Annotated in this window: 18 protein-coding genes; 4 read left to right on the top strand and 14 right to left on the bottom strand. The window is 66.2% G+C overall.

The genetic code is table 11. The features are described from left to right. Positions 1 to 21 precede the first annotated feature (21 nt). The 4 genes from G3N59_RS28615 (at position 22) to G3N59_RS28600 (ending at position 3,190) form a co-directional block, all read left to right on the top strand. Complete coding sequence (locus G3N59_RS28615; RefSeq protein ID WP_346777954.1) at positions 22 to 858, top strand: diacylglycerol kinase; 837 nt, start codon at positions 22 to 24, stop codon at positions 856 to 858. Between the two features lie 247 nt (positions 859 to 1,105). Further along, positions 1,106 to 1,825 carry a TetR/AcrR family transcriptional regulator gene (locus G3N59_RS28610; RefSeq protein WP_205986198.1) on the top strand — a complete coding sequence of 240 codons (720 nt, stop codon included), beginning with the start codon at positions 1,106 to 1,108 and terminating at the stop codon, positions 1,823 to 1,825. A gap of 2 nt (positions 1,826 to 1,827) precedes the next feature. Next, entirely contained in the window at positions 1,828 to 2,412 is a 585-nt protein-coding gene (locus tag G3N59_RS28605) for a TIGR00730 family Rossman fold protein (protein WP_205986197.1), read from the top strand. 31 nt (positions 2,413 to 2,443) lie between these two features. Next, positions 2,444 to 3,190, top strand: a complete 747-nt coding sequence (locus G3N59_RS28600; protein WP_205986196.1) for an SDR family oxidoreductase — start codon at positions 2,444 to 2,446, stop codon at positions 3,188 to 3,190. An 11-nt stretch (positions 3,191 to 3,201) separates the two neighbouring features. On the opposite strand, the gene G3N59_RS28595 is transcribed toward G3N59_RS28600, so the two are convergent. The 14 genes from G3N59_RS28595 to G3N59_RS28530 form a co-directional block, all read right to left on the bottom strand. Then, on the bottom strand, positions 3,202 to 3,795 hold the full coding sequence (locus G3N59_RS28595; protein WP_205986195.1) for a DUF924 family protein: 594 nt from the start codon (positions 3,793 to 3,795) through the stop codon (positions 3,202 to 3,204). Beyond that, a complete protein-coding gene (locus G3N59_RS28590; protein ID WP_205986194.1) occupies positions 3,792 to 4,553 on the bottom strand; it encodes an alanyl-tRNA editing protein in 762 nt (253 codons plus the stop codon). The genes G3N59_RS28595 and G3N59_RS28590 overlap by 4 nt, the downstream gene beginning before the upstream one ends. Positions 4,554 to 4,711: 158 nt before the next feature. Continuing rightward, on the bottom strand, positions 4,712 to 5,122 hold the full coding sequence (locus tag G3N59_RS28585) for a group II truncated hemoglobin (RefSeq protein WP_205986193.1): 411 nt from the start codon (positions 5,120 to 5,122) through the stop codon (positions 4,712 to 4,714). Between the two features lie 120 nt (positions 5,123 to 5,242). Continuing rightward, the gene (locus tag G3N59_RS28580; RefSeq protein WP_205986192.1) at positions 5,243 to 7,780 is read right to left on the bottom strand and encodes an FtsX-like permease family protein; all 2,538 of its coding nucleotides are present in this window, start codon (positions 7,778 to 7,780) and stop codon (positions 5,243 to 5,245) included. A gap of 104 nt (positions 7,781 to 7,884) precedes the next feature. Then, positions 7,885 to 8,499, bottom strand: a complete 615-nt coding sequence (locus G3N59_RS28575) for a DUF4126 domain-containing protein (protein WP_205986191.1) — start codon at positions 8,497 to 8,499, stop codon at positions 7,885 to 7,887. 342 nt (positions 8,500 to 8,841) lie between these two features. Then, on the bottom strand, positions 8,842 to 9,162 hold the full coding sequence (gene sugE / locus G3N59_RS28570; RefSeq protein ID WP_205986190.1) for a quaternary ammonium compound efflux SMR transporter SugE: 321 nt from the start codon (positions 9,160 to 9,162) through the stop codon (positions 8,842 to 8,844). Between the two features lie 145 nt (positions 9,163 to 9,307). Beyond that, positions 9,308 to 10,006 (bottom strand): two-component system response regulator KdpE, encoded by a 699-nt coding sequence (gene kdpE, locus G3N59_RS28565; protein WP_205986189.1) that lies wholly within the window; start codon positions 10,004 to 10,006, stop codon positions 9,308 to 9,310. Beyond that, a complete protein-coding gene (locus G3N59_RS28560) occupies positions 9,999 to 12,908 on the bottom strand; it encodes a sensor histidine kinase KdpD (protein WP_205986188.1) in 2,910 nt (969 codons plus the stop codon). Before G3N59_RS28560 ends, kdpE begins: the two co-directional genes overlap by 8 nt. Positions 12,909 to 13,049: 141 nt before the next feature. Beyond that, entirely contained in the window at positions 13,050 to 13,628 is a 579-nt protein-coding gene (gene kdpC, locus G3N59_RS28555) for a potassium-transporting ATPase subunit KdpC (protein WP_205986187.1), read from the bottom strand. 31 nt (positions 13,629 to 13,659) lie between these two features. After that, the gene (gene kdpB / locus G3N59_RS28550; RefSeq protein WP_205986186.1) at positions 13,660 to 15,756 is read right to left on the bottom strand and encodes a potassium-transporting ATPase subunit KdpB; all 2,097 of its coding nucleotides are present in this window, start codon (positions 15,754 to 15,756) and stop codon (positions 13,660 to 13,662) included. 16 nt (positions 15,757 to 15,772) lie between these two features. Further along, on the bottom strand, positions 15,773 to 17,578 hold the full coding sequence (gene kdpA, locus G3N59_RS28545) for a potassium-transporting ATPase subunit KdpA (protein WP_205986185.1): 1,806 nt from the start codon (positions 17,576 to 17,578) through the stop codon (positions 15,773 to 15,775). Then, positions 17,575 to 17,667, bottom strand: coding sequence for a K(+)-transporting ATPase subunit F (kdpF, locus tag G3N59_RS28540; RefSeq protein ID WP_027819619.1), 93 nt, complete (start codon positions 17,665 to 17,667; stop codon positions 17,575 to 17,577). Before kdpF ends, kdpA begins: the two co-directional genes overlap by 4 nt. Beyond that, complete coding sequence (locus G3N59_RS28535; protein WP_205986184.1) at positions 17,664 to 17,789, bottom strand: potassium ABC transporter ATPase; 126 nt, start codon at positions 17,787 to 17,789, stop codon at positions 17,664 to 17,666. Before G3N59_RS28535 ends, kdpF begins: the two co-directional genes overlap by 4 nt. A gap of 220 nt (positions 17,790 to 18,009) precedes the next feature. After that, positions 18,010 to 18,984 carry a quinone oxidoreductase gene (locus tag G3N59_RS28530; RefSeq protein WP_205986183.1) on the bottom strand — a complete coding sequence of 325 codons (975 nt, stop codon included), beginning with the start codon at positions 18,982 to 18,984 and terminating at the stop codon, positions 18,010 to 18,012. Positions 18,985 to 19,023 lie beyond the last annotated feature (39 nt).

The following is a 19,023-nucleotide window of genomic DNA, read 5'->3' as shown; positions in this document are numbered from 1 at the left end:
CGACGGACCGGAGCGATCACGATGAACCGGCCCCTAGCCTCCCCCACGTCTTTCGACGACGCCGACGACAGCGAAGACACGCTGGCCGAAGCCGCTGCGCCCGCTGATCAGGAGCAGGATCAAGATCGGAATCAAGCGGGCGCGGCATCGTCAGACGTTTCCGGCGCAACGGCTCACAACGCGTGCGATACTGCGGCATCAACCCGCACCGTTATGGCCCCACGTCCTTCGACACCATCGCACGCCTCTGCCGCGCCTCGCGATTCCGAGACGCCGCAAGCCACTACGCCGCTCACGCGCGGCGGCCCTACGCCCGTGCATGCGGGCGGTGCGGCCGCAGTGACCCACCCCGCGCCGTCGAGCACGCCCCAAACTTCCGCCCAGGCCGATCCGCCCGAGCCGCCGCATCTGCACGAACCGCTCGGCCCCGACGATCCGCTCGCGCCGCTGCCGTTCAACCCGTACAAGGGCAATCGCGGCGTCACGCGCGCATGGAAGGCGCTGCAGTACTCGATCAAGGGCTTTCGCACCGCGATCCGCGAAGAAAGCGCGTTCCGCCAGGAACTCACGCTCGCGGCCATCATGGTGCCGATCGGCGTGTTCGTGCCGGTCGAACCGGTCGAGCGCGTGTTGCTGCTCGGCTCGGTGATGCTGGTGCTGATCGTCGAATTGCTGAATTCGAGTATCGAAAACGCCGTCGATCGAATCGGTCTCGAACGCAACGAGTTGTCGGGCCGCGCGAAGGATCTTGGCAGCGCCGCCGTGACGGTTGCGCTGATCACCTGCGTGATGACCTGGGGCTTGATCCTCGTGCCGCACTTCGGCCCGACGCTGCTGCACTGGATCGGCGCGCGCTGATATCGGCGTGCATGCGGCGCGTATGCATTGCGCATGCGACGCGGTTGCCCACTCGCCTCGAACCCGCTCGCGTCGCGCGCGGGTTTTCCTCATTTTCATCAGGTCGTGAAGGGTCGTTTTGCGCCCTGGCGTCGGTTTATAATCGAACGACAGTCTTAAAAAACGACCAACCGCGTCCGGGCAGCTACGCAGCAACCCAAGGCAGCAGCGCTGCTCGCCCGACGCCGTACTTTCAGGGCCGGACGACATGGATGCGAAACCTCCCCGCCGCACACGCGAACGGATACTCGAACTTTCGTTGAAGCTGTTCAACGAGATCGGCGAGCCCAACGTCACCACGACGACCATCGCCGAGGAAATGGAGATCAGTCCAGGCAACCTGTACTACCACTTCCGCAACAAAGACGACATCATCAACAGCATCTTCAGCCAGTTCGAGCAGGAGATCGACAAGCGTCTGCGTTTCCCCGACGACCATCGCGCCACCATCGACGAAATGTGGGCGTATCTGCAATACATGGTCGATTTCACCTGGCGCTACCGCTTTCTGTATCGCGACCTGAACGACCTGCTGGCGCGCAATCGCACGCTGGAGATGCACTTCAAGCAGATCATCAGCCACAAGGTCGCGTTCGCGAAGCAGTTCTGCGATCAGCTCGTGGAAGACGGCGAGATGGTGGCCACGGCCGCTGAAATTGCGGTGATTTCGACCAATATCGGCGTGATCGCCACTTACTGGCTCTCGTACCAGTTCGTGATGAATCCGCGCAAATACAACGATCAGGAAGCGATCCGCGCCGAGCTGCATCAGGTGAGCGTGCAGATCGTCTCGCTGATGGCGCCGTATCTGCGCGGCCGCGCGAAGCAACTGTTCGACGATCTCGTTTCGGGCAAGCATCCGCAGCGCGAGTTCTACGACTATCTGCCGCCGCGCGACGGCGCACCGAAGGAAAGCAAGGAAACCTGAGCATGAAAGCCGTTTGCGTGTATTGCGGCTCCTCGTTTGGAGCCAAACCCATTTATAACGAAGCGGCGCAGGCGTTCGGCCGCGCGCTGGTGGCGTCGAATCTCGGGCTCGTTTATGGCGGCGGCAAGGTCGGCCTGATGGGCGTGATCGCCGATACCGTGATGGCCGAAGGCGGCCGCGCGATCGGCGTGATTCCCGAACTGCTGGTGGACAAGGAAGTGGGCCACAGCGGCCTGACCGAACTGCACGTCGTCCCCGACATGCACCACCGCAAGAAGATGATGGCCGATCTCTCGGACGGCTTTGTGGCGCTGCCCGGCGGCGCGGGCACGCTCGAAGAACTGTTCGAGGTCTATACCTGGGCGCAGCTTGGCTATCACCGCAAGCCGGTCGGCATTCTCAATATCGACGGGTTTTACGATCCGCTCATGACGATGCTCGAACACACCGTCAGCGAAGGCTTCATGCGCCAGATCTATCTCGATCAACTGCAGATCGACAGCGATCCGGCTGCGCTGATCGGCAAGCTGCAAAGCTATCACGCGCCCGAGAAGGACAAGTGGGCCGATCTGCGCGAGAACGTCTGAAGCGCTTCTCACCCACGGAGGTCATGATTCGATGGGCAAAGTCGTTCTGATCACCGGCGCGAGCCGCGGCATCGGCCGCGCGTGTGCGCGTCTGCTGGGCGCGCGCGGCTGGACCGTGGGCGTCAACTATCTGCATAACGCGCCGGCCGCCGAGGAAACCGCGGCGGAAGTCGGCCGCGCCGGCGGTCATGCGCGCGTGCTGCACGGCGATGTGGCGAACGAAGCCGATGTCGTCGCCATGTTCGATACGCTCGAATCCGCCTACGGGCGCATCGATGCGCTGGTCAACAACGCGGGCATCGTCGCGCCCGGTTCGCCCGTCGCCGATATGGACGCCGAGCGTCTGAAGCGCATGTTCGACGTGAACGTCTACGGCGCGTTTCTGTGCGTGCGCGAAGCGGCGCGGCGCATGTCGAAGGATCGCGGCGGCGATGGCGGCGCGATCGTCAACGTGTCCTCGGCGGCCTCGCGGCTGGGGTCGCCAAACGAATACGTCGACTACGCGGCGTCGAAAGGCGCCATCGATACGATGACGATCGGCCTCGCCAAGGAACTCGGCCCGCAGGGCGTGCGCGTGAATGCGGTGCGTCCCGGCCTTATCGACACCGAGATTCATGCGAGCGGCGGGCGTCCCGATCGCGCCGCCGTGCTCGGCGCGCAAACGCCGCTCGGCCGTCCTGGCGGCGCCGACGAAGTCGCGGAAACCATCGTCTGGCTGTTGAGCGATGCCGCGTCCTACGTGACGGGCGCGTTGCTCGATGTGAGCGGCGGGCGCTAAGCCCGACAACGCTAGAAGCGCGAGCCCGGTTGGCGCAGAAAGGCCAGCTCGGCTTCGCTGCTCTCGCGGCCCAGCTGCGCATTGCGATGAGGAAAACGGCCGAAGCGCTCGATGACGTCGGCGTGGCGCAGCGCGTAATCGTAGTAACTCTTCGCTTGCGGGTCCTTCGCAATCTCGCCGAATAGCCGCAGCGACTCGCGCTGCGCCTCGGCGGATTCCGCATGTTCGAACGGCAGATACGCGAAAACGCGATGCTGGTGGGTCGGCAGACGCCGATCATCGCCATTGGCGATCAACGCGCGGGCGATCGCCAGCGCCTTGTCGTCGGCGGAAAAGGCGTGCGGCGTGCCGCGATGGCAGTTGCGCGAAAACTGGTCGAGCACGATCACGAGCGCCAGCGCGCCTTCGGGCGTGGCGCGCCACGCATCGAGTTCGCCCGCGCAGGCCAGAGCGAGCAGCGCGCCAAAGCGCTCGCGCAGCATCGCATCGAAAGCCGCGTCCTTCTTGAACCACATCTTGCGTTCGCGGCCAAATTCCGCCGACTCCGGCGCGCCGAACCAGAAGTCCAGCACGTCGCGGGCGCGTGCGTCCAACGCCTCGCTCATTCCACCAGCTCCAGCACGAGCCGGCGCGTGCGCGCACTCTTCTTCTCCAGCTTCGCCACCCGCAACCCGCCGATCTCGCGCGTGTTCTGCACATGCGTGCCGCCGCACGGCTGCAGATCGACACCGTCGATGCGCAGCAGGCGCACGCGTCCAAGACCCATCGGCGGCTTCACGCTCATGGTGCGCACGAGTTCGGGACGCTGCGCCATGTCGTCATCGGTGATCCATTCGGTGGCGACCGCGTGCGCGCCCGCGACCAGTTCCGCGAGCCGCGCTTCCACATGCTCGCGCTCGATCGGCTCGACGGTGGCGAAGTCCAGCCGCGCGTAGTCGGCGGTGATGCTGCAACCGTCCACTGCGTAAGGCAGCACGGCGCACATCAGATGGCTCGCCGTGTGCAGGCGCATATGCCGATGGCGGCGCGTCCAGTCGATTTCGGCACGCACGCGCTCGCCTGCCGCGAGGCGCGCAAGCAGCGCTTCCTGGCCGGGCGCGGGGAGATGCAGCGCGTCGTCGGGCGTCGCGCCTTCGAATTTCGCTTTGCGGGTATCGGCGATTGCAATGCGCGTGCCGTCCGCGAGCACGAGCGCGCCCGTGTCGCCCGCCTGACCGCCGCCGAGCGGATAGAACACGGTCTGGTCGAGCCGGACGCCGTCTTCGCCCACTTCGAGCACGGTGGCGTCGCAGTGGGTCAGATAGGCGTCCTCGCGGAACAGCGCGCGGGTGCGGGTGGACGTGGCAGGGCTGGCGATCGTCATGGGCTGTCTCCGGGTTCTCGTTGCGAGATGCACGAGCGTCCATTATCCCGATGCGCGCGCAGTCGCAAAATACAGCCCGATCGGCCCACTGCCGGACTGTACCGGCGCATGCACCGGGCCAGTCGGCTTTAACGGGATGGCGACGGGATCAGGCGCAATCAGCCCGGACGGTTACGCATCCAGTCGGCGGTTTCGAAGAACGAATGCAGCAGGCGCTCGCGCAGCGGTTCGGCGAGACCGATGTCCTGCATCGCCCAGGCCATGCAGCGCAGCCACTGATCGCGCTCCGACGACGCAATCGCAAACGGCAGATGCCGCGCCCGCAGACGCGGATGGCCAAAGCGCGAGATGTAGTGGTCGGGGCCGCCCATCCAGCCGCACAGAAACCAGAAAGTCTTGTCGCGCGAGCCCTCGAGCGCTTGCGGATGCAACGCGCGAATGCCCGCGAACTCCGGTTCGAGGTCCATCAGGTCATAGAAACGGTCGACGAGTTCGCGCACGCGCGCCTCGCCGCCGACAAGTTCAAAGGCCGTGGGTTGCCGCGGCGCTTCGTCGGCTGGATCGGTCATACAGGGAATTCGATACGGAAATAGGGGCGGCAACGCTCACGCCGAAGCACCTGCGCAGCCGGTCAAACGATTATTTTCGCATAGCGGCGCGCCGGGCGAACCCGGCGCACGCCCCCTGCTTCACGCGTCGCGCAGCGATTGCAGCGCGGGCCGCGCCAGCACATGCCGCAGGCTCATCCAGCCGCCCACGCCCGCACAGGCCACGCCCGCCGCGATGCCCGCGGGCACGAGCCACGGATCGAACGCCAGATAGAAGTCGAACACCCGCGTCGCCAGCACGTAGCCGACGATCTGCGCGCCCACCGCCGCCATCAAACCCGCGAGCGCCCCCACCGCGACGAACTCCGCGATCTGCACCGAGCGCACCTGGGCATGCGACGCGCCCAGCGCGCGCAGCAGCGCCGATTCGCGCATGCGCTCGTCGCGCGTGCCCGCGAGCGCCGCGTAAAGCACCAGCACGCCGGCCGCGAGCGTGAAGATAAACAGGAACTGCACGGCGCCGATCACCTGCTCCAGCATGCGCTGGATCTGCGCGAGAATCGGCCCGACGTCGATGGCGGTCACGTTCGGATACTGCGCAACCAGCCCGTCGATCACGGCGCGCTGCGACTCGGGCAGATGGAAACTCGTGATGTAGGTGGCCGGGAAATCGTGTAGCAGCGCGGGCGGCATCAGCACGAAGAAGTTGACCTTGAACGAACCCCAGTCGAGCTTGCGCAGGCTCGTCACGGGCGCGGTGACTTCGAGACCCGCGACATCGAAGGTCAGTACGTCGCCGGGCTTTACATTGATGAGTTTGGCCAGGCCCTGCTCGATCGAAAGCTGCGGCGTGGTTGCATCGCCGTACCAGGCGCCCGCTTCGATGCGGTTATCGCTGGGCAACTGCGTCGTGTACGAGAGATTGAATTCGCGATCGACCAGACGCCGCGCATCCTCGCTCTTGTACTGCTCGGGATTGACCGGCTTGCCGTTGATCGTCGTGAGACGGCCGCGCACCATCGGCTCCAGATCGGGATCGGCGATGCCGTGCGCGACCAGCCACGCGGCCACGGCGTCGTGCTGGGCGGGCTGGATGTCGATGAGGAATTCGTTCGGCGCATCGGGCGGCGTGGATTTGCGCCAGCCGTCGATCAGGTCGTTGCGCGTCATCGCGATCAGCAGCAGGCACATCAGACCGATGGCGAGCGATGTGATCTGCAAGGCGCTCGCGCCGGGCCGCCGCTCCAGCGACGCCAGCGCATAACGCCAGCCCACGCCCGCGCGCGAATCCAGACCGTTGCGCTGGCTGCGCGCCACGCGCGCCGCGCCCCAGAGCGCGAAACGCGCAATCGCCGCGAACATCAGCAGGCCAAGCGCGAAACCGCCCGCGACGATACCGCCGAGCTTGAGTTCGCCCGCCGCCAGCACCAGCAGCCCCGCGAACAGCGCGATGCCGATCGCGTACGCGGCCCACGCGGTACGGCTTTCGTCGCCCCACTCGCGGCGCAGCACGCGCACCGGCGGCACACGCGTGAGCGGCAACAGCGGCGGCAAGGCAAAACCGAGCAGCAGCACGAGCCCCGCCGCCACGCCTTCGAGCGCCGGCACCGGGCCCGGATATGGCAGCGCCACTTCGATCAGCGTGCCCAGCCAGGCCAGCAGCGCGAGATGGCCCGCGTAGCCGAGCGCCACGCCAACCGCGCCGCCGATCAGACCGAGCCCCGCGAATTCGAGCACGAAAATCGAGCGCAGCGTGCGCTGGCTGGCGCCGAGGCAGCGCATCGCCGCGCAGGCATCCAGATGGCGGCGCGTGTAGCGGTGCGCGGCCATGGCGATGGCGACCGCCGCGAGCAGCGCGGTCAGCAGCGAAACGAGCGTGAGGAAATGGCGCGCGCGGTCGAGCGTCTGGCGCACCTGCGGCTGGCCGTCGCTGAGCGATTCGAGGCCGACGCCGCGCATCTTGCCGCGGGTTGCGTCGCCGTCGACGCGCGCGTGGGCCCACGTGGCGAATTGCGCGACGGCGGGATCGGCGCCCGCGACCAGCAGGCGGTAGGTCACGCGGCTGCCGTAACCGGTCAGGCCCGTCGAGGGCAGATCGGCCGCGTTGAGCATCAGGCGCGGCGAGAAGTTGACGAAGGAAAAACCGCGATCGAGTTCGCGCGTAATGATCGCGCCGACGCTCAGGCTGCGCGTGCCGACCCGCACCGTATCGCCGACGTGGAGTTTGAGCGCATCGAGCAGTTCGTCGTCGACCCAGACCGTGCCGGGAGGCGGAATGCCCTTCGCCTCGTGATCGGGCGCACCGGGCGCCGACGCGATGCGCAGCGCGCCGCGCAACGGGTAGCCGGCGGAAACCGATTTGACGGCGGCAAGGCGTGACGGGGGCTGCGGGGCCTGAGCGCTCGCGCCAGCCACCGGCGGCACCGTGACCATGCTCGGGAAAATCGCCGTCGTTGCCGTTTGCAGATTGAGCGACTGCGCCTCGCGCGCGAACATCGGATCGACGGGATGATCGGCGCGCACGATGAAATCGGCGGCGATCATGCGTTTGGCGTCGCGCTCCAGCCCGCGCTGCAGGCGATCGGCGAGAAAACCGACGCTCGACAGCGCCGCCACCGCCAGCACGAGCGCCAGCAGCAGCATGGTCAATTCGCCCGCGCGCCAGTCGCGCGCACTCATGCGCGCAGCAAGGCGCACGAGATCGGACCAGCTCAGGGCCGCACGCGCGGGTGCGTTCGCGTTAGAAGAAGACGGGGAAACCGCTGGAGAAGAATGAGCACCGTTCAATCGTGACGGCTCCGCAAGGAAAAACGCGTGACCATGTGCGTGGCCATGCCGCGAAAGCCGCCCTGCACGCCGCGCCACAAGCGCGGCAGCGCCCAGGTCGCGACCAGCAGGAAGGCCACCAGCATCACCAGAAACAGCAACGGCACGAAGAACGCCAGCAGCACGCCCACGAAAGTCATGCCGTCTTCGGCGCTGGATGTGACGACGTTCGAGACCGGCTCGGGCGACAGATTGATGAGCGCGCGCGTGCCGGCCTTGGCCAGATGCGCGGTGCCGGCGAGCGTGCCGCCGGCGAGCGCGGCAATCGTCAGCACGGCGGGATCGGCGTGACCGAGCGCACCGGCCGCGAGCACGGCGCCGGCCGGAATGCGGATAAAGGTGTGCACGGCATCCCAGAGCGAATCGAGCGCGGGGATTTTATCGGCGAGAAATTCGAGGACCGTGAGCGCGGCGGCGACGCCGATCACCCAGGGCGAAGAGAGAATCGCGAGCGTGTCGGGCAGGTGGATGACGCCCAGGCGCTGCATCACGCCGGCCATCAGGACCGTCAGGTAGAGGCGCAGGCCACTGCCCCAGGACAGGCCCGCTGCGAGAGATAAGGGTTCCAGCATGACTGCCTCCTCGCGCGAGGCTCGCGCGGCGCCGTTCCCCACGAAACGGGCGTAGCGCGGCGTCGGGATGTTCGCGGCGGTTTCAACGCTTCAAGGCAGCAGGCTGAAACACGGCGAACAAACAGACGGCGGCGCTCGCGGCGTCCGCGGCGCTTGAGTGTTATCGGGTGGTGACCGTCTCATTATAGCCACGCTCGTTGCGCCGCCGCAGCGCGGTTTTATCGTTCTGCGGCGCGCGCGCCACGCATTGTGCGCGTGAAATCCCACGAAAATGCGTACTGGATCACATAACGGCGCGTCATTTCCGCGCGATCTCGCCCAACCCGCGTCCGGGCTTCCCAATCAGCCCGCCGACGACAGCTTCAGGCCGATCAGACCGGCCACGATCAGCAGCGCGCTCAGCACGCGCGCCACGGTCACCGCTTCGCCCATCATGACGATGCCGAGCACGAACGCGCCCACCGCGCCGATACCCGTCCAGACCGCATACGCGGTGCCCAGCGGCAACTGGCGCATGGCAAGCGCGAGCAGCCAGAAACTGCCGAGCGCCGTGACGACCGTAAAGACCGACGGCCAGAGCCGGGTGAAACCTTCGGAAGATTTGAGACCGGTGGCCCACGCGACTTCGAGCAGGCCCGCGATGAAGAGATAAAGCCAGGGCATGAGAACGCTCCATGAAAAATGGGGCCGTCCCCGAAAAAGAAAAAGCGCAAGGTCGTCCTTACGCTTTTGTAAGTATAGCAAAGTTGGCTAGACGTGGCCCGGGGATGGTCCGGTGGCTGGCCCAGTCGCTGGCCCGGTCGCTGCCCTACTGCACGCCCACGAGCCGATAACCCACACCCGTCTCGGTGATGATGTGCTCGGGCTGGGCGGGATCGCGCTCCAGCTTCTGCCGCAGATGCGCCATATAGATGCGCAGATAGTGGCTGCTCTCCACATGCGACGGCCCCCAGACCTCGCGCAGCAGTTGCCGGTGCGTGAGCACGCGGCCCGAATCGCGCACCAGCGTCGCCAGCAAGCGGTATTCGATCGGCGTGAGGTGCACGGGTGCGCCTTCGCGCGTGACCTGGCGCAAGCCCAGATCGACGATCACCGCGCCGAAGCTCACCTGCGGCGCCTCGTTCGCGCCGCCCCGGTTGCGCCGGCGCAAATGGGCACGAATGCGCGCCAGCAACTCGGATACGCCGAACGGCTTGGTCAGGTAATCGTCGGCGCCGGCGTCGAGCGCGGCCACTTTCTCGCTTTCCTGCGTGCGCGCGGACAGCACGATCACCGGCAGATCGCTCCAGCCGCGCAGTTCGCGGATCACGTCGAGGCCATCGGTGTCGGGCAGGCCCAGATCGACAATCACGAGGTCGGGCTTGCGCGTGGCCGCTTCCACCAGCCCCTGCTTGCCGGTTTCGGCGTCGTAGACGGCAATGCCCTCGCCTTCGAGCGAGGCGCGCACGAAGCGGCGGATCTGCTTTTCGTCTTCGATCAGGACAACGGCGAGACTCGGGTCACTCATGGGCGGGATTCGAATCGAGGGGTTTAGCGGGTGCTTCGCGATGATCGTGGGCGTGATTCATGTGATCGGCGAGATCGGCATGTGCGGTATGTTCGGCGGCTTCCGGCACATCGGCGGGCAGCGGCGGCGGCTCCTCCACCGGCAGCGCGAACCAGAACGACGCGCCTTCGACCCGGCCGTTGGCATCGACCCGATTGGACGCGCCGATTGTACCGCCGTGCGCTTCCACGATCGCCCGGCAGATCGCCAGTCCGAGGCCGATGCCGGGCTTGGCCGATTCCTTCTCGCCGCGCGTGAACTTCTCGAACACGCGCTCGCCCATGCCAGGCGGCAAGCCCGGCCCGTGATCGTCGATACTCACGCGCACGAAGGGCTGGCCGCCCTCCTCCACGCGCCGCGCGACGATCGCCAGCGGCGTATCGGCCGGCGTGTACTTCGCGGCGTTTTCCAGCAGATTCGAAAAGAGCCGCTCCATCAACACGGCGTCGAGTTGCAGCAGCGGTAAATCGTCCTGCAACTTCACCTGAACCGGATGGCGCACGAGCACGCGGCGGCACGCGGCCAGCGCCGCGCCCACGGTTTCCTCCAGCAGCGTCCATTGCCGGTTGAGCTTGAGACTGCCCGCCTGCAGGCGCGCCATATCGAGCAGATTCGTGACGATGCCGGTCATGCGCAGGGCCTCGTCGTGAATCGCCTCGATCAGCTCGCCTTCGCGCGCGTTCTGCGGATCGGGCGTGCCGGTGCTCGGCTCGTGCGTCTGCGCGAGCATCGACGAAAAGCCGACGATGGTGGTGAGCGGCGTGCGCAGATCGTGCGAAATCGCCGAAAGCAGCGAATTGCGCAATCGTTCGGACTCCATGTTGACGAGCGCGTCGCGCGCGATCTCGACGTAATGCACGCGTTCGAGCGCCAGCGCAATCTGCGCGGCGAAGGCGTCGAGCATGCGTTGCTGCTCGGGCACCTGCAATTCGCGCGGCTCGCGCGTGACCACGGCGAGCACGCCGCGCGTGCGCATCGGCGCCTTGAGCGGCAGGTAGCGCGCAGCGGCGGCGGGCAAGGTATCGGTGCCATGACCGGCGGGCTTCTGCTGGTCGTAGACCCACTGCCCCACGTCGATATCGAGACTCGACGCGTCGAGCATGATCTGCGGATCGGGGTCCTCGATCTTCTGCTGGACCTTGTCGGCGCTATCGGGCAACAGGATCGCCACGCGCGCGCCGAACACCTCGCTCACATGGCGGCTGCCAATCGCGATGATCTGCTCGGTTGCCAGCGCCGCCGCCAGTTCGCGCGCCATCGCGTACATCGCGCCGGTGCGCTGTTCGCGCCGCTGCGCGACGCTCGCTTCACGGCGCAGGCTCGACGTCAGATGGCTGATGACCAGCGAAGTCAGCAGCATGCCGACGAAGGTCAGCAGATACTGCGTATCGCTGACCGAAAACGACATGCGCGGCGGCACGAAGAAAAAATCGTAGGCGGCCACGCTCGCGAACGACAGCAGCACGCCGGGGCCGCGCCCGAGCCGGGTCGCCGTAAAGATCACGCCGAGCAGATAAAGCATCACCAGATTCGCCAGCGCGATGCGCTCGTTCAACTGGTTCGCGAGCAAGGTGATGCAGGCGCAGATCACCAGCGCCGCTGCATAAGCGCGCGGCGGCGAACGGTTCGCGCCGCCCTGGCCGATGGCGGCGCGCCAGGCGTTGGCGGCACGCGCGGCCGCCGATGCGGTATCGAAAGCGGCGCGGCCGGTCAGGCGATCGACTTCGTTACCGCTCGCGCGCACCAGCGTGAGATCGGCGTCGCCGGCCTTTTCGGCCAGACGCTCGCCAAACGGGCGTTGCAGCCAGCGCGAGAAACCCGAGCGCATCGACGCGCCCGCCACCAGCTTCGAGACATTGCGCAGGCGCGCATAGCCCGCCAGCGTGACGGCGGCGTCTTCGCCCGCGAGCGAGGCGGTTTCCGCGCCCAGTTCGGCGGCGAGTTTGAGCGCGCCCAGCGTGCGTTCGCGCACGGCGTCGGGCAGGCGCTGCAGTCGCGGCGTTTCCACATAGACGGCGATCCAGTCGGCCTTCAGGCTCGCAGCGAGGCGCGCGGCCGCGCGCACCAGCACGGGCGCTTCCGGGCCCGGACCGACGCATACCAGCAAGCGCTCGCGCGCCTGCCAGACATGCTGGATCGAGCGATCGGCACGATATTCGTGCATCTGCGCATCGACGCGGTCGGCGGTCCGGCGCAGCGCCAGTTCGCGCAGCGCGATCAGATTGCCCTTGCGGAAGAAGTTGCGCACCGCGCGCTCGGCCTGCGCGGGCAGATAGACCTTGCCGTCGCGCATGCGGTCGAGCAGTTCCTCGGCGGGAAGATCGACCAGCGTGACTTCGTCGGCGCCATCGAACACGCGGTCGGGCACCGTCTCCCAGACGCGGATGCCGGTGATCTGCCCCACCACGTCGTTGAGGCTTTCGAGGTGCTGGACATTGACCGTCGTATAGACGTCGATGCCCGCGTCGAGCAGTTCGTAGACGTCCTGCCAGCGCTTCAGGTGGCGCGCGCCGGGCACGTTCGAATGCGCGAGTTCGTCGACCAGCACGAGTTGCGGCTTGCGCGCGAGCGTGGCGTCCAGGTCGAATTCGTCGAGCATGCGCCCGCGATACGCAAGGCGCTGGCGCGGCAGCACGTCGAGCCCGCTGGTGAGCGCGGCGGTTTCGCTGCGCCCGTGGGTTTCGACGATGCCGACCACCACGTCCACGCCTTCTTCGGCGCGGCGGCGCGCGGCCTGCAACATCGCATAAGTCTTGCCGACGCCCGCCGAGGCGCCGAAGAAAACCTTCAGCTTGCCGCGGCGGCGTTTTTCTTCCTCGCGTTGCAGACGGTCGAGAAGTTCGTCGGGATCGGGGCGGTTCATGCGGCTTGGGCGACTATGTTCGTGTTCGGTTCGGGCGGCGCGGCACAGACGACGATGGTCTCACCGCGGCCCTGGATTGGCAAACGAGAAACCGCACGCCGCGTCGACGGCGTGCGGCGTCTTGAAAGCCGGCCGGCGCGTTCAACTCACTTCTTTTCCATCGAGCGCGAGATTCAACTCCAGCACATTCACGCGCGGCTCGCCGAACAGACCAAACTGGCGGCCCTTCGTATAGCGATCCACGAGCGCCTGCACGTCGTTCGCGCTGAGATTGCGCGCCTTCGCCACGCGCGCGATCTGATACTGCGCGGCCGCGGGCGAAATCTCCGGATCGAGACCGCTTGCCGACGAGGTCACCAGATCGGCGGGAATCGGCTGCGAGACATCGGTGCCGGCGGCCTTGAGCGCGTCGATGCGGCCTTTGACTTCATCGGCGAGCGCCGGGTTGGTCGGGCCGAGGTTCGAGCCGCCCGAGCCTTGCGCGTTGTACGGCATCGGCGCGGTGGCCGAAAGGCGGCCCCAGAAATACTGGGGCGCGTCGAACTGCTGGCCGATCAGCTCGCTGCCCACCACCTTGCCGTTCACCTGCACGAGACTGCCGTTGACCTGGCGATGGAACACGGCCTGGCCGAACGCCGTCATCACGGCGGGATAGACGAGCCCGGTGATCACCGCGAGCAGCGCGAAGATCACGATCAGAGGACGAAACTGCGCTTTCATATGCATTCCTGTCTAAAAAGAGACGCGCGCATCAAACCCAGCCGAACGCGGCCAGCACCATATCGATCAGCTTGATGCACGGGAACGGCAGCAGAATGCCGCCGAGACCGTAGACCAGCAGATTGCGCCGCAGCAGCGTGGCCGCGCCCAGCGGCCGGTACTTCACGCCCTTGAGCGCGAGCGGAATCAGCATCACGATGATCAGCGCGTTGAAGATCACCGCCGACAGAATCGCCGACGCCGGCGAGGTCAGATGCATCACGTCGAGCACGCGCAGTTGCGGATAGGTCGAGGCAAACGCCGCCGGAATGATCGCGAAGTATTTGGCGACGTCGTTGGCGATCGAGAACGTGGTGAGCGAGCCGCGCGTCATCAGCATCTGCTTGCCGATCTCGACGATCTCGATCAGCTTGGTCGGATTCGAATCCAGATCGACCATGTTGCCCGCTTCCTTCGCGGCCTGCGTGCCGGTATTCATCGCCACTGCCACGTCGGCCTGCGCAAGCGCCGGGGCGTCGTTGGTGCCGTCGCCGGTCATCGCCACGAGCTTGCCTTGCGCCTGATGTTCGCGGATGGTCGCGAGCTTGGTTTCGGGCGTGGCCTGCGCGAGGAAATCGTCCACGCCGGCTTCGGCAGCGATCGCGGCGGCGGTCAGGCGGTTGTCGCCCGTCACCATCACGGTCTTGATGCCCATCTTGCGCAGTTCGGCGAAACGCTCCTTGATGCCGCCCTTCACCACGTCCTTCAACTCGATCACGCCGAGCACGCGCGCCCTGGCGTCATCGCCTTCGCCATGACGTTCGGCCACCACCAGCGGCGTGCTGCCGCGTCGCGCCACTTCGTCGACGGCCGCGCTCACTTCGGCCGGGAAGCGTCCGCCATGCTGCTCGACGTAGTGCTTCACCGCATCGGCGGCGCCCTTGCGGATTTCGCGGCCCGGCATGTCCACGCCGCTCATGCGCGTCTGCGCGCTGAAGGCGAGGAACACCGCATGCAGCGCCGCCATGTCGCGCTGACGGATATTGAAGCGCTGCTTGGCGAGCACGACGATGCTGCGGCCTTCCGGCGTTTCGTCGGCGAGCGAGGCGAGTTGCGCGGCGTCGGCCAGCGCTTCTTCGTTGACGCCGGGCGCGGCCACGAATGCCGATGCCTGGCGGTTGCCCAGCGTGATCGTGCCGGTCTTGTCGAGCAGCAGCACGTCGACGTCGCCGGCCGCTTCCACGGCGCGGCCCGAGGTGGCGATCACGTTGGCCTGCATCATGCGGCTCATGCCCGCCACGCCAATCGCCGACAACAGCCCGCCGATGGTGGTCGGGATCAGGCACACGAGCAGCGCCGTGAGCGCGGTGATCGTGACCACGTGGCCCATCTTCGCGGCTTCGACCGAGAACATCGAGAACGGCAGCAGCGTGGCCGTGGCCATCAGCAGCACGATGGAGAGCGCCACCAGCAGGATCGTCAGCGCGATTTCGTTCGGCGTTTTCTGGCGTTTGGCGCCTTCGACCATCGCGATCATGCGGTCGAGGAACGCTTCGCCCGGATTGGCCGTGACGCGCACCACGATCCAGTCGGACAGCACGCGCGTGCCGCCCGTGACCGACGAAAAATCGCCGCCCGACTCGCGGATCACCGGCGCGGATTCGCCCGTGATCGCCGATTCGTCGACCGAAGCGACACCGTCGACCACCTCGCCATCGGCGGGAATCACGTCGCCGGTTTCGACCAGCACCACGTCGCCCTTGCGCAGATCGGTGGCGGTCGTGATGCGGATCGGCGACTTCGGATGCGGCTCGTTGAGCTTCTTGGCCATGACGTCGCGCTTGGCCTGGCGCAGCGACGCGGCCTGCGCCTTCGAGCGGCCTTCGGCGAGCGCTTCGGCGAAGTTGGCGAACAGCACCGTGAACCACAGCCACAACGCGACCGCGAGAATGAAGCCCGCGGGCGCTTCGGCCTGGCCCAGCAGCGCCGCGATCCAGAGGATCGTCGTGAGCACGCTGCCCACGTAGACGCAGAACATCACCGGATTGCGCAACTGGGTGCGCGGCTTGAGTTTCCTGAACGAATCCACGATGGCCGGACGCACGAGCGCCGGATCGAACATGGACCGTGTTGCACTATGTTGTGTCATGTCGAAAAGTCCCCGTTCAATGCACGCCGAGCATGATCAGATGCTCGACACCCGGACCGAGCGCAAGCGCCGGCACATAGGTGAGCGCACCCACCAGCAGCACGCAGCCGAGCAGCAGCACGACGAACAGCGGGCCGTGCGTGGGCAGCGTGCCGCCCGTGACGGCGATGCGCTTCTTGCTCGCGAGCGAACCCGCGATGGCGAGCACCGGCACGATGGTGCCGAAGCGGCCGAACCACATCGCTATGCCCAGCAGCCCGTTGTAGAACGGCGTGCTGACGGTCAAGCCCGCGAACGCGCTGCCGTTGTTATTGGCGGCGGAGCTGAACGCGTAGAGGATTTCGGAGAAGCCATGCGCGCCCGGATTGGCGATCCCAGCTTTGCCCGCATCGGAAAGCACCGCGATCGACGTGCCGAGCAGCACCAGCAGCGGCGTGAGCAGGATCACGATCGACACCATCTTCATCTCGAACGCTTCGATCTTCTTGCCCACGTATTCCGGCGTGCGCCCGATCATCAGTCCGGCCACGAACACCGCGAGCAGCGCGAACACCAGCATGCCGTACAGGCCCGAGCCCACGCCGCCGAAGATCACTTCGCCCAGCTGGATAAAGAGCATCGGCACGAGCCCGCCGATCGGCGTGAGCGAATCGTGCATGCCGTTGACCGCGCCGCACGAAGCCGCCGTGGTCGCCACCACGAAGATGCCCGTCTGCGCGATGCCAAAGCGCGTTTCCTTGCCTTCCATGTTGCCGCCCGCCTGCAGCGCGCTGGCGTGCTGATCGACGTTGAGCGTGGTGAGCAGCGGATTGCCGGCCTGTTCGGCGGCAAGCTCCACGCCTACGGCGAGCGCGAACGCAATCGTCATCACCGCGAGCACCGCTATGCCCTGCCGCCGGTCGGCCACCATGTTGCCGAATACCAGACACAGCGCCGCCGGAATAATCAGGATCGCCAACATTTCGACGAAGTTGGAGAACGGCGTCGGGTTTTCGAACGGATGCGCCGAGTTCGCGTTGAAGAAGCCGCCGCCATTGGTGCCGAGCATCTTGATCGCTTCCTGCGAGGCGACCGGACCCATGGCGAGCGTCTGCGTCGTCACCTGGGTATCGACGGTGACGGCGTTGCCCTTGGCGTCCTTGATCGCGTTGCCTTGCGCATCGAGCTTCGGCGCCGCGTAGGTCGTGGTCTGCAGCGTCGGCACGTCCTGATAGGACTTGAAGTTCTGGATCATGCCCTGACTCATCAGCAGCGCCGCGATGAGCGCCGACATCGGCACCAGCACGTAAAGCGTGGTGCGCGTGAGATCGACCCAGAAGTTGCCGATGGTCTGCGCCGAATGGCGCGCGAAGCCGCGAATCAGCGCGATCACCACGACGATGCCCGTCGCCGCCGACAGGAAGTTTTGCACCGTGAGGCCCAGCATCTGCGTGAGATAGCTCACGGTCTGCTCGGGCGAGTAGTCCTGCCAGTTGGTGTTGGTGACAAAACTCACGGCGGTGTTGAACGCGCCGTCCGGCGTCATCGCGCTGAAGGCCTGCGGGTTGCCGGGCAGCCAGCCTTGCACGCGCAGCAGCACATAGAGAAAGCCCACGCCCAGCACGTTGAACGAGAGCGTGGCGAACGCGTAGCGCTTCCAGTTCATCTCGGCGCTCGGATCGACGCCGGCGATGCGATACAGCAGATTTTCGAGCGGTGCGAACAGGCGCACGACGCGCGAACGCCCATCGAGCACGCGCGTGATATAGCCCGCGACCGGCACCGCGAGCGCCAGCAGCACGACGATGAAAATACCCGTTTGCAGCACAGTGTTGGCGTTCATTCGATGTCCTCCGCGCGCAGCAGCGCATGGACGAGATAGACGAACAGCAACAGCGTCGCCGCCCCCGACAGCCAGAAGATCCAGGTCATGAGCGCGCTCCCGTGGCGTTCTGGCCGGCGCGGCGGTACTGCATCAGCTTCCCGCAGCCGGCGATCAACGCGAATGTGAGCGCAGCGAAGACCGCCAGCCCCCCGATATACAGCACATCCATTGTCGTGTTCTCCATTGATGGATGGCGGTAAGGTACGGTTTATCGCGTTAAATCCGGATCAAAGCTTGAGGCGGGCGTATAAAAATCGCGTAAACGCGGGAAAAAAAGCCCATAAAAAAAGCGCGCATGACTGGCATGCGCGCCTTTACGTGTCGGGTACGGCGGTACGGCTTTACGGCTTTACGGCTTTACGGCTTTACGGCTTTACGGCTTTACGGCTTTACGGCATCAGGATCGTCGACCCCGTGGTCTTGCGCGCTTCCAGATCGGCGTGCGCCTGGCCTACGTCCTTGAGCGCGTAGCGCTGGTTGATCGACGTCTTCACCTTGCCCGAAGCGATCACGTCGAACAGTTCGGCGGACATCGCCTCGTAGTCGCTGCGTTTGGCGATGTACGAAAACAGCGTCGGGCGCGTAAAGAACAGCGAGCCGCGCGACGAGAACGCCGACGAATCGATCGGCGGCAGCGGCCCCGACGCATTGCCGAAGCTCACGAACATGCCGAGCGGCGCAAGACAGTCGAGCGACTTCACATACGTATCCTTGCCGATCGAGTCGTACACCACGGGCACGCCCGCGCCGTGGGTGATCTCGCGCACGCGCGCGGTGAAATCCTCGCGCGTATAGACGATCGGATGATCGCAGCCGTGCGCCTTCGCGATCTCGGCCTTTTCAGCGGAACTGACCGTGCCGATCACCGTTGCGCCCAGCGCCTTGGCCCACTGGCAGACAAGCAGACCCACGCCGCCCGCTGCGGCCTGGATCAGGATCGTGTCGCCGGCCTGCACGCGGTAAGTGCGGCGCAGCAGATATTGCGCCGTGAGGCCCTGCAGCATGACGGACGCGGCCTGTTCGTCGCTGATCGCATCGGGCAGGCGGATCACCTGGTCCGCGCGCAGCACGCGCTCCTGCGCATAGGCGCCCGGCGGTCGTCCGACATAGGCCACGCGCTCGCCCACTTTCACGCTGCTCACGCCCGCGCCGACGGCCACCACCTCGCCCGCCGCCTCCATGCCCAAACCCGCAGGCAGTGGCTGCGGATACAGCCCGGTGCGGAAATACACGTCGATATAGTTCAGGCCGCACGCGCTCTGCTTCACGCGGATCTCGCCCTCGCCCGGCTCGCCCACTTCGACATCGACCCACTTCATTACTTCGGGGCCGCCGGTCTGCTCGTATCGGATTGCCTTGGTCATCTTGTCTCTTCCAGTCTGGGATGGATCTGCCGCGCCCGC

The organism is Paraburkholderia sp. Ac-20340 (genome assembly GCF_017104965.1).
In the GTDB taxonomy this organism is placed as follows: domain Bacteria; phylum Pseudomonadota; class Gammaproteobacteria; order Burkholderiales; family Burkholderiaceae; genus Paraburkholderia.
This window is presented reverse-complemented; position numbering and strand designations above follow the sequence as displayed.

Bases quoted from the DNA above. Each gene is read 5' to 3' on its own strand.
- G3N59_RS28615 (WP_346777954.1), top strand. From the start codon at position 22: ATGAACCGGCCCCTAGCCTCCCCCACGTCTTTCGACGACGCCGACGAC.
- G3N59_RS28610 (WP_205986198.1), top strand. From the start codon at position 1,106: ATGGATGCGAAACCTCCCCGCCGCACACGCGAACGGATACTCGAACTT.
- G3N59_RS28605 (WP_205986197.1), top strand. From the start codon at position 1,828: ATGAAAGCCGTTTGCGTGTATTGCGGCTCCTCGTTTGGAGCCAAACCC.
- G3N59_RS28600 (WP_205986196.1), top strand. From the start codon at position 2,444: ATGGGCAAAGTCGTTCTGATCACCGGCGCGAGCCGCGGCATCGGCCGC.
- G3N59_RS28595 (WP_205986195.1), bottom strand. From the start codon at position 3,795: ATGAGCGAGGCGTTGGACGCACGCGCCCGCGACGTGCTGGACTTCTGG.
- G3N59_RS28590 (WP_205986194.1), bottom strand. From the start codon at position 4,553: ATGACGATCGCCAGCCCTGCCACGTCCACCCGCACCCGCGCGCTGTTC.
- G3N59_RS28585 (WP_205986193.1), bottom strand. From the start codon at position 5,122: ATGACCGATCCAGCCGACGAAGCGCCGCGGCAACCCACGGCCTTTGAA.
- G3N59_RS28580 (WP_205986192.1), bottom strand. From the start codon at position 7,780: ATGAGTGCGCGCGACTGGCGCGCGGGCGAATTGACCATGCTGCTGCTG.
- G3N59_RS28575 (WP_205986191.1), bottom strand. From the start codon at position 8,499: ATGCTGGAACCCTTATCTCTCGCAGCGGGCCTGTCCTGGGGCAGTGGC.
- sugE (WP_205986190.1), bottom strand. From the start codon at position 9,162: ATGCCCTGGCTTTATCTCTTCATCGCGGGCCTGCTCGAAGTCGCGTGG.
- kdpE (WP_205986189.1), bottom strand. From the start codon at position 10,006: ATGAGTGACCCGAGTCTCGCCGTTGTCCTGATCGAAGACGAAAAGCAG.
- G3N59_RS28560 (WP_205986188.1), bottom strand. From the start codon at position 12,908: ATGAACCGCCCCGATCCCGACGAACTTCTCGACCGTCTGCAACGCGAG.
- kdpC (WP_205986187.1), bottom strand. From the start codon at position 13,628: ATGAAAGCGCAGTTTCGTCCTCTGATCGTGATCTTCGCGCTGCTCGCG.
- kdpB (WP_205986186.1), bottom strand. From the start codon at position 15,756: ATGACACAACATAGTGCAACACGGTCCATGTTCGATCCGGCGCTCGTG.
- kdpA (WP_205986185.1), bottom strand. From the start codon at position 17,578: ATGAACGCCAACACTGTGCTGCAAACGGGTATTTTCATCGTCGTGCTG.
- kdpF (WP_027819619.1), bottom strand. From the start codon at position 17,667: ATGACCTGGATCTTCTGGCTGTCGGGGGCGGCGACGCTGTTGCTGTTC.
- G3N59_RS28535 (WP_205986184.1), bottom strand. From the start codon at position 17,789: ATGGATGTGCTGTATATCGGGGGGCTGGCGGTCTTCGCTGCGCTCACA.
- G3N59_RS28530 (WP_205986183.1), bottom strand. From the start codon at position 18,984: ATGACCAAGGCAATCCGATACGAGCAGACCGGCGGCCCCGAAGTAATG.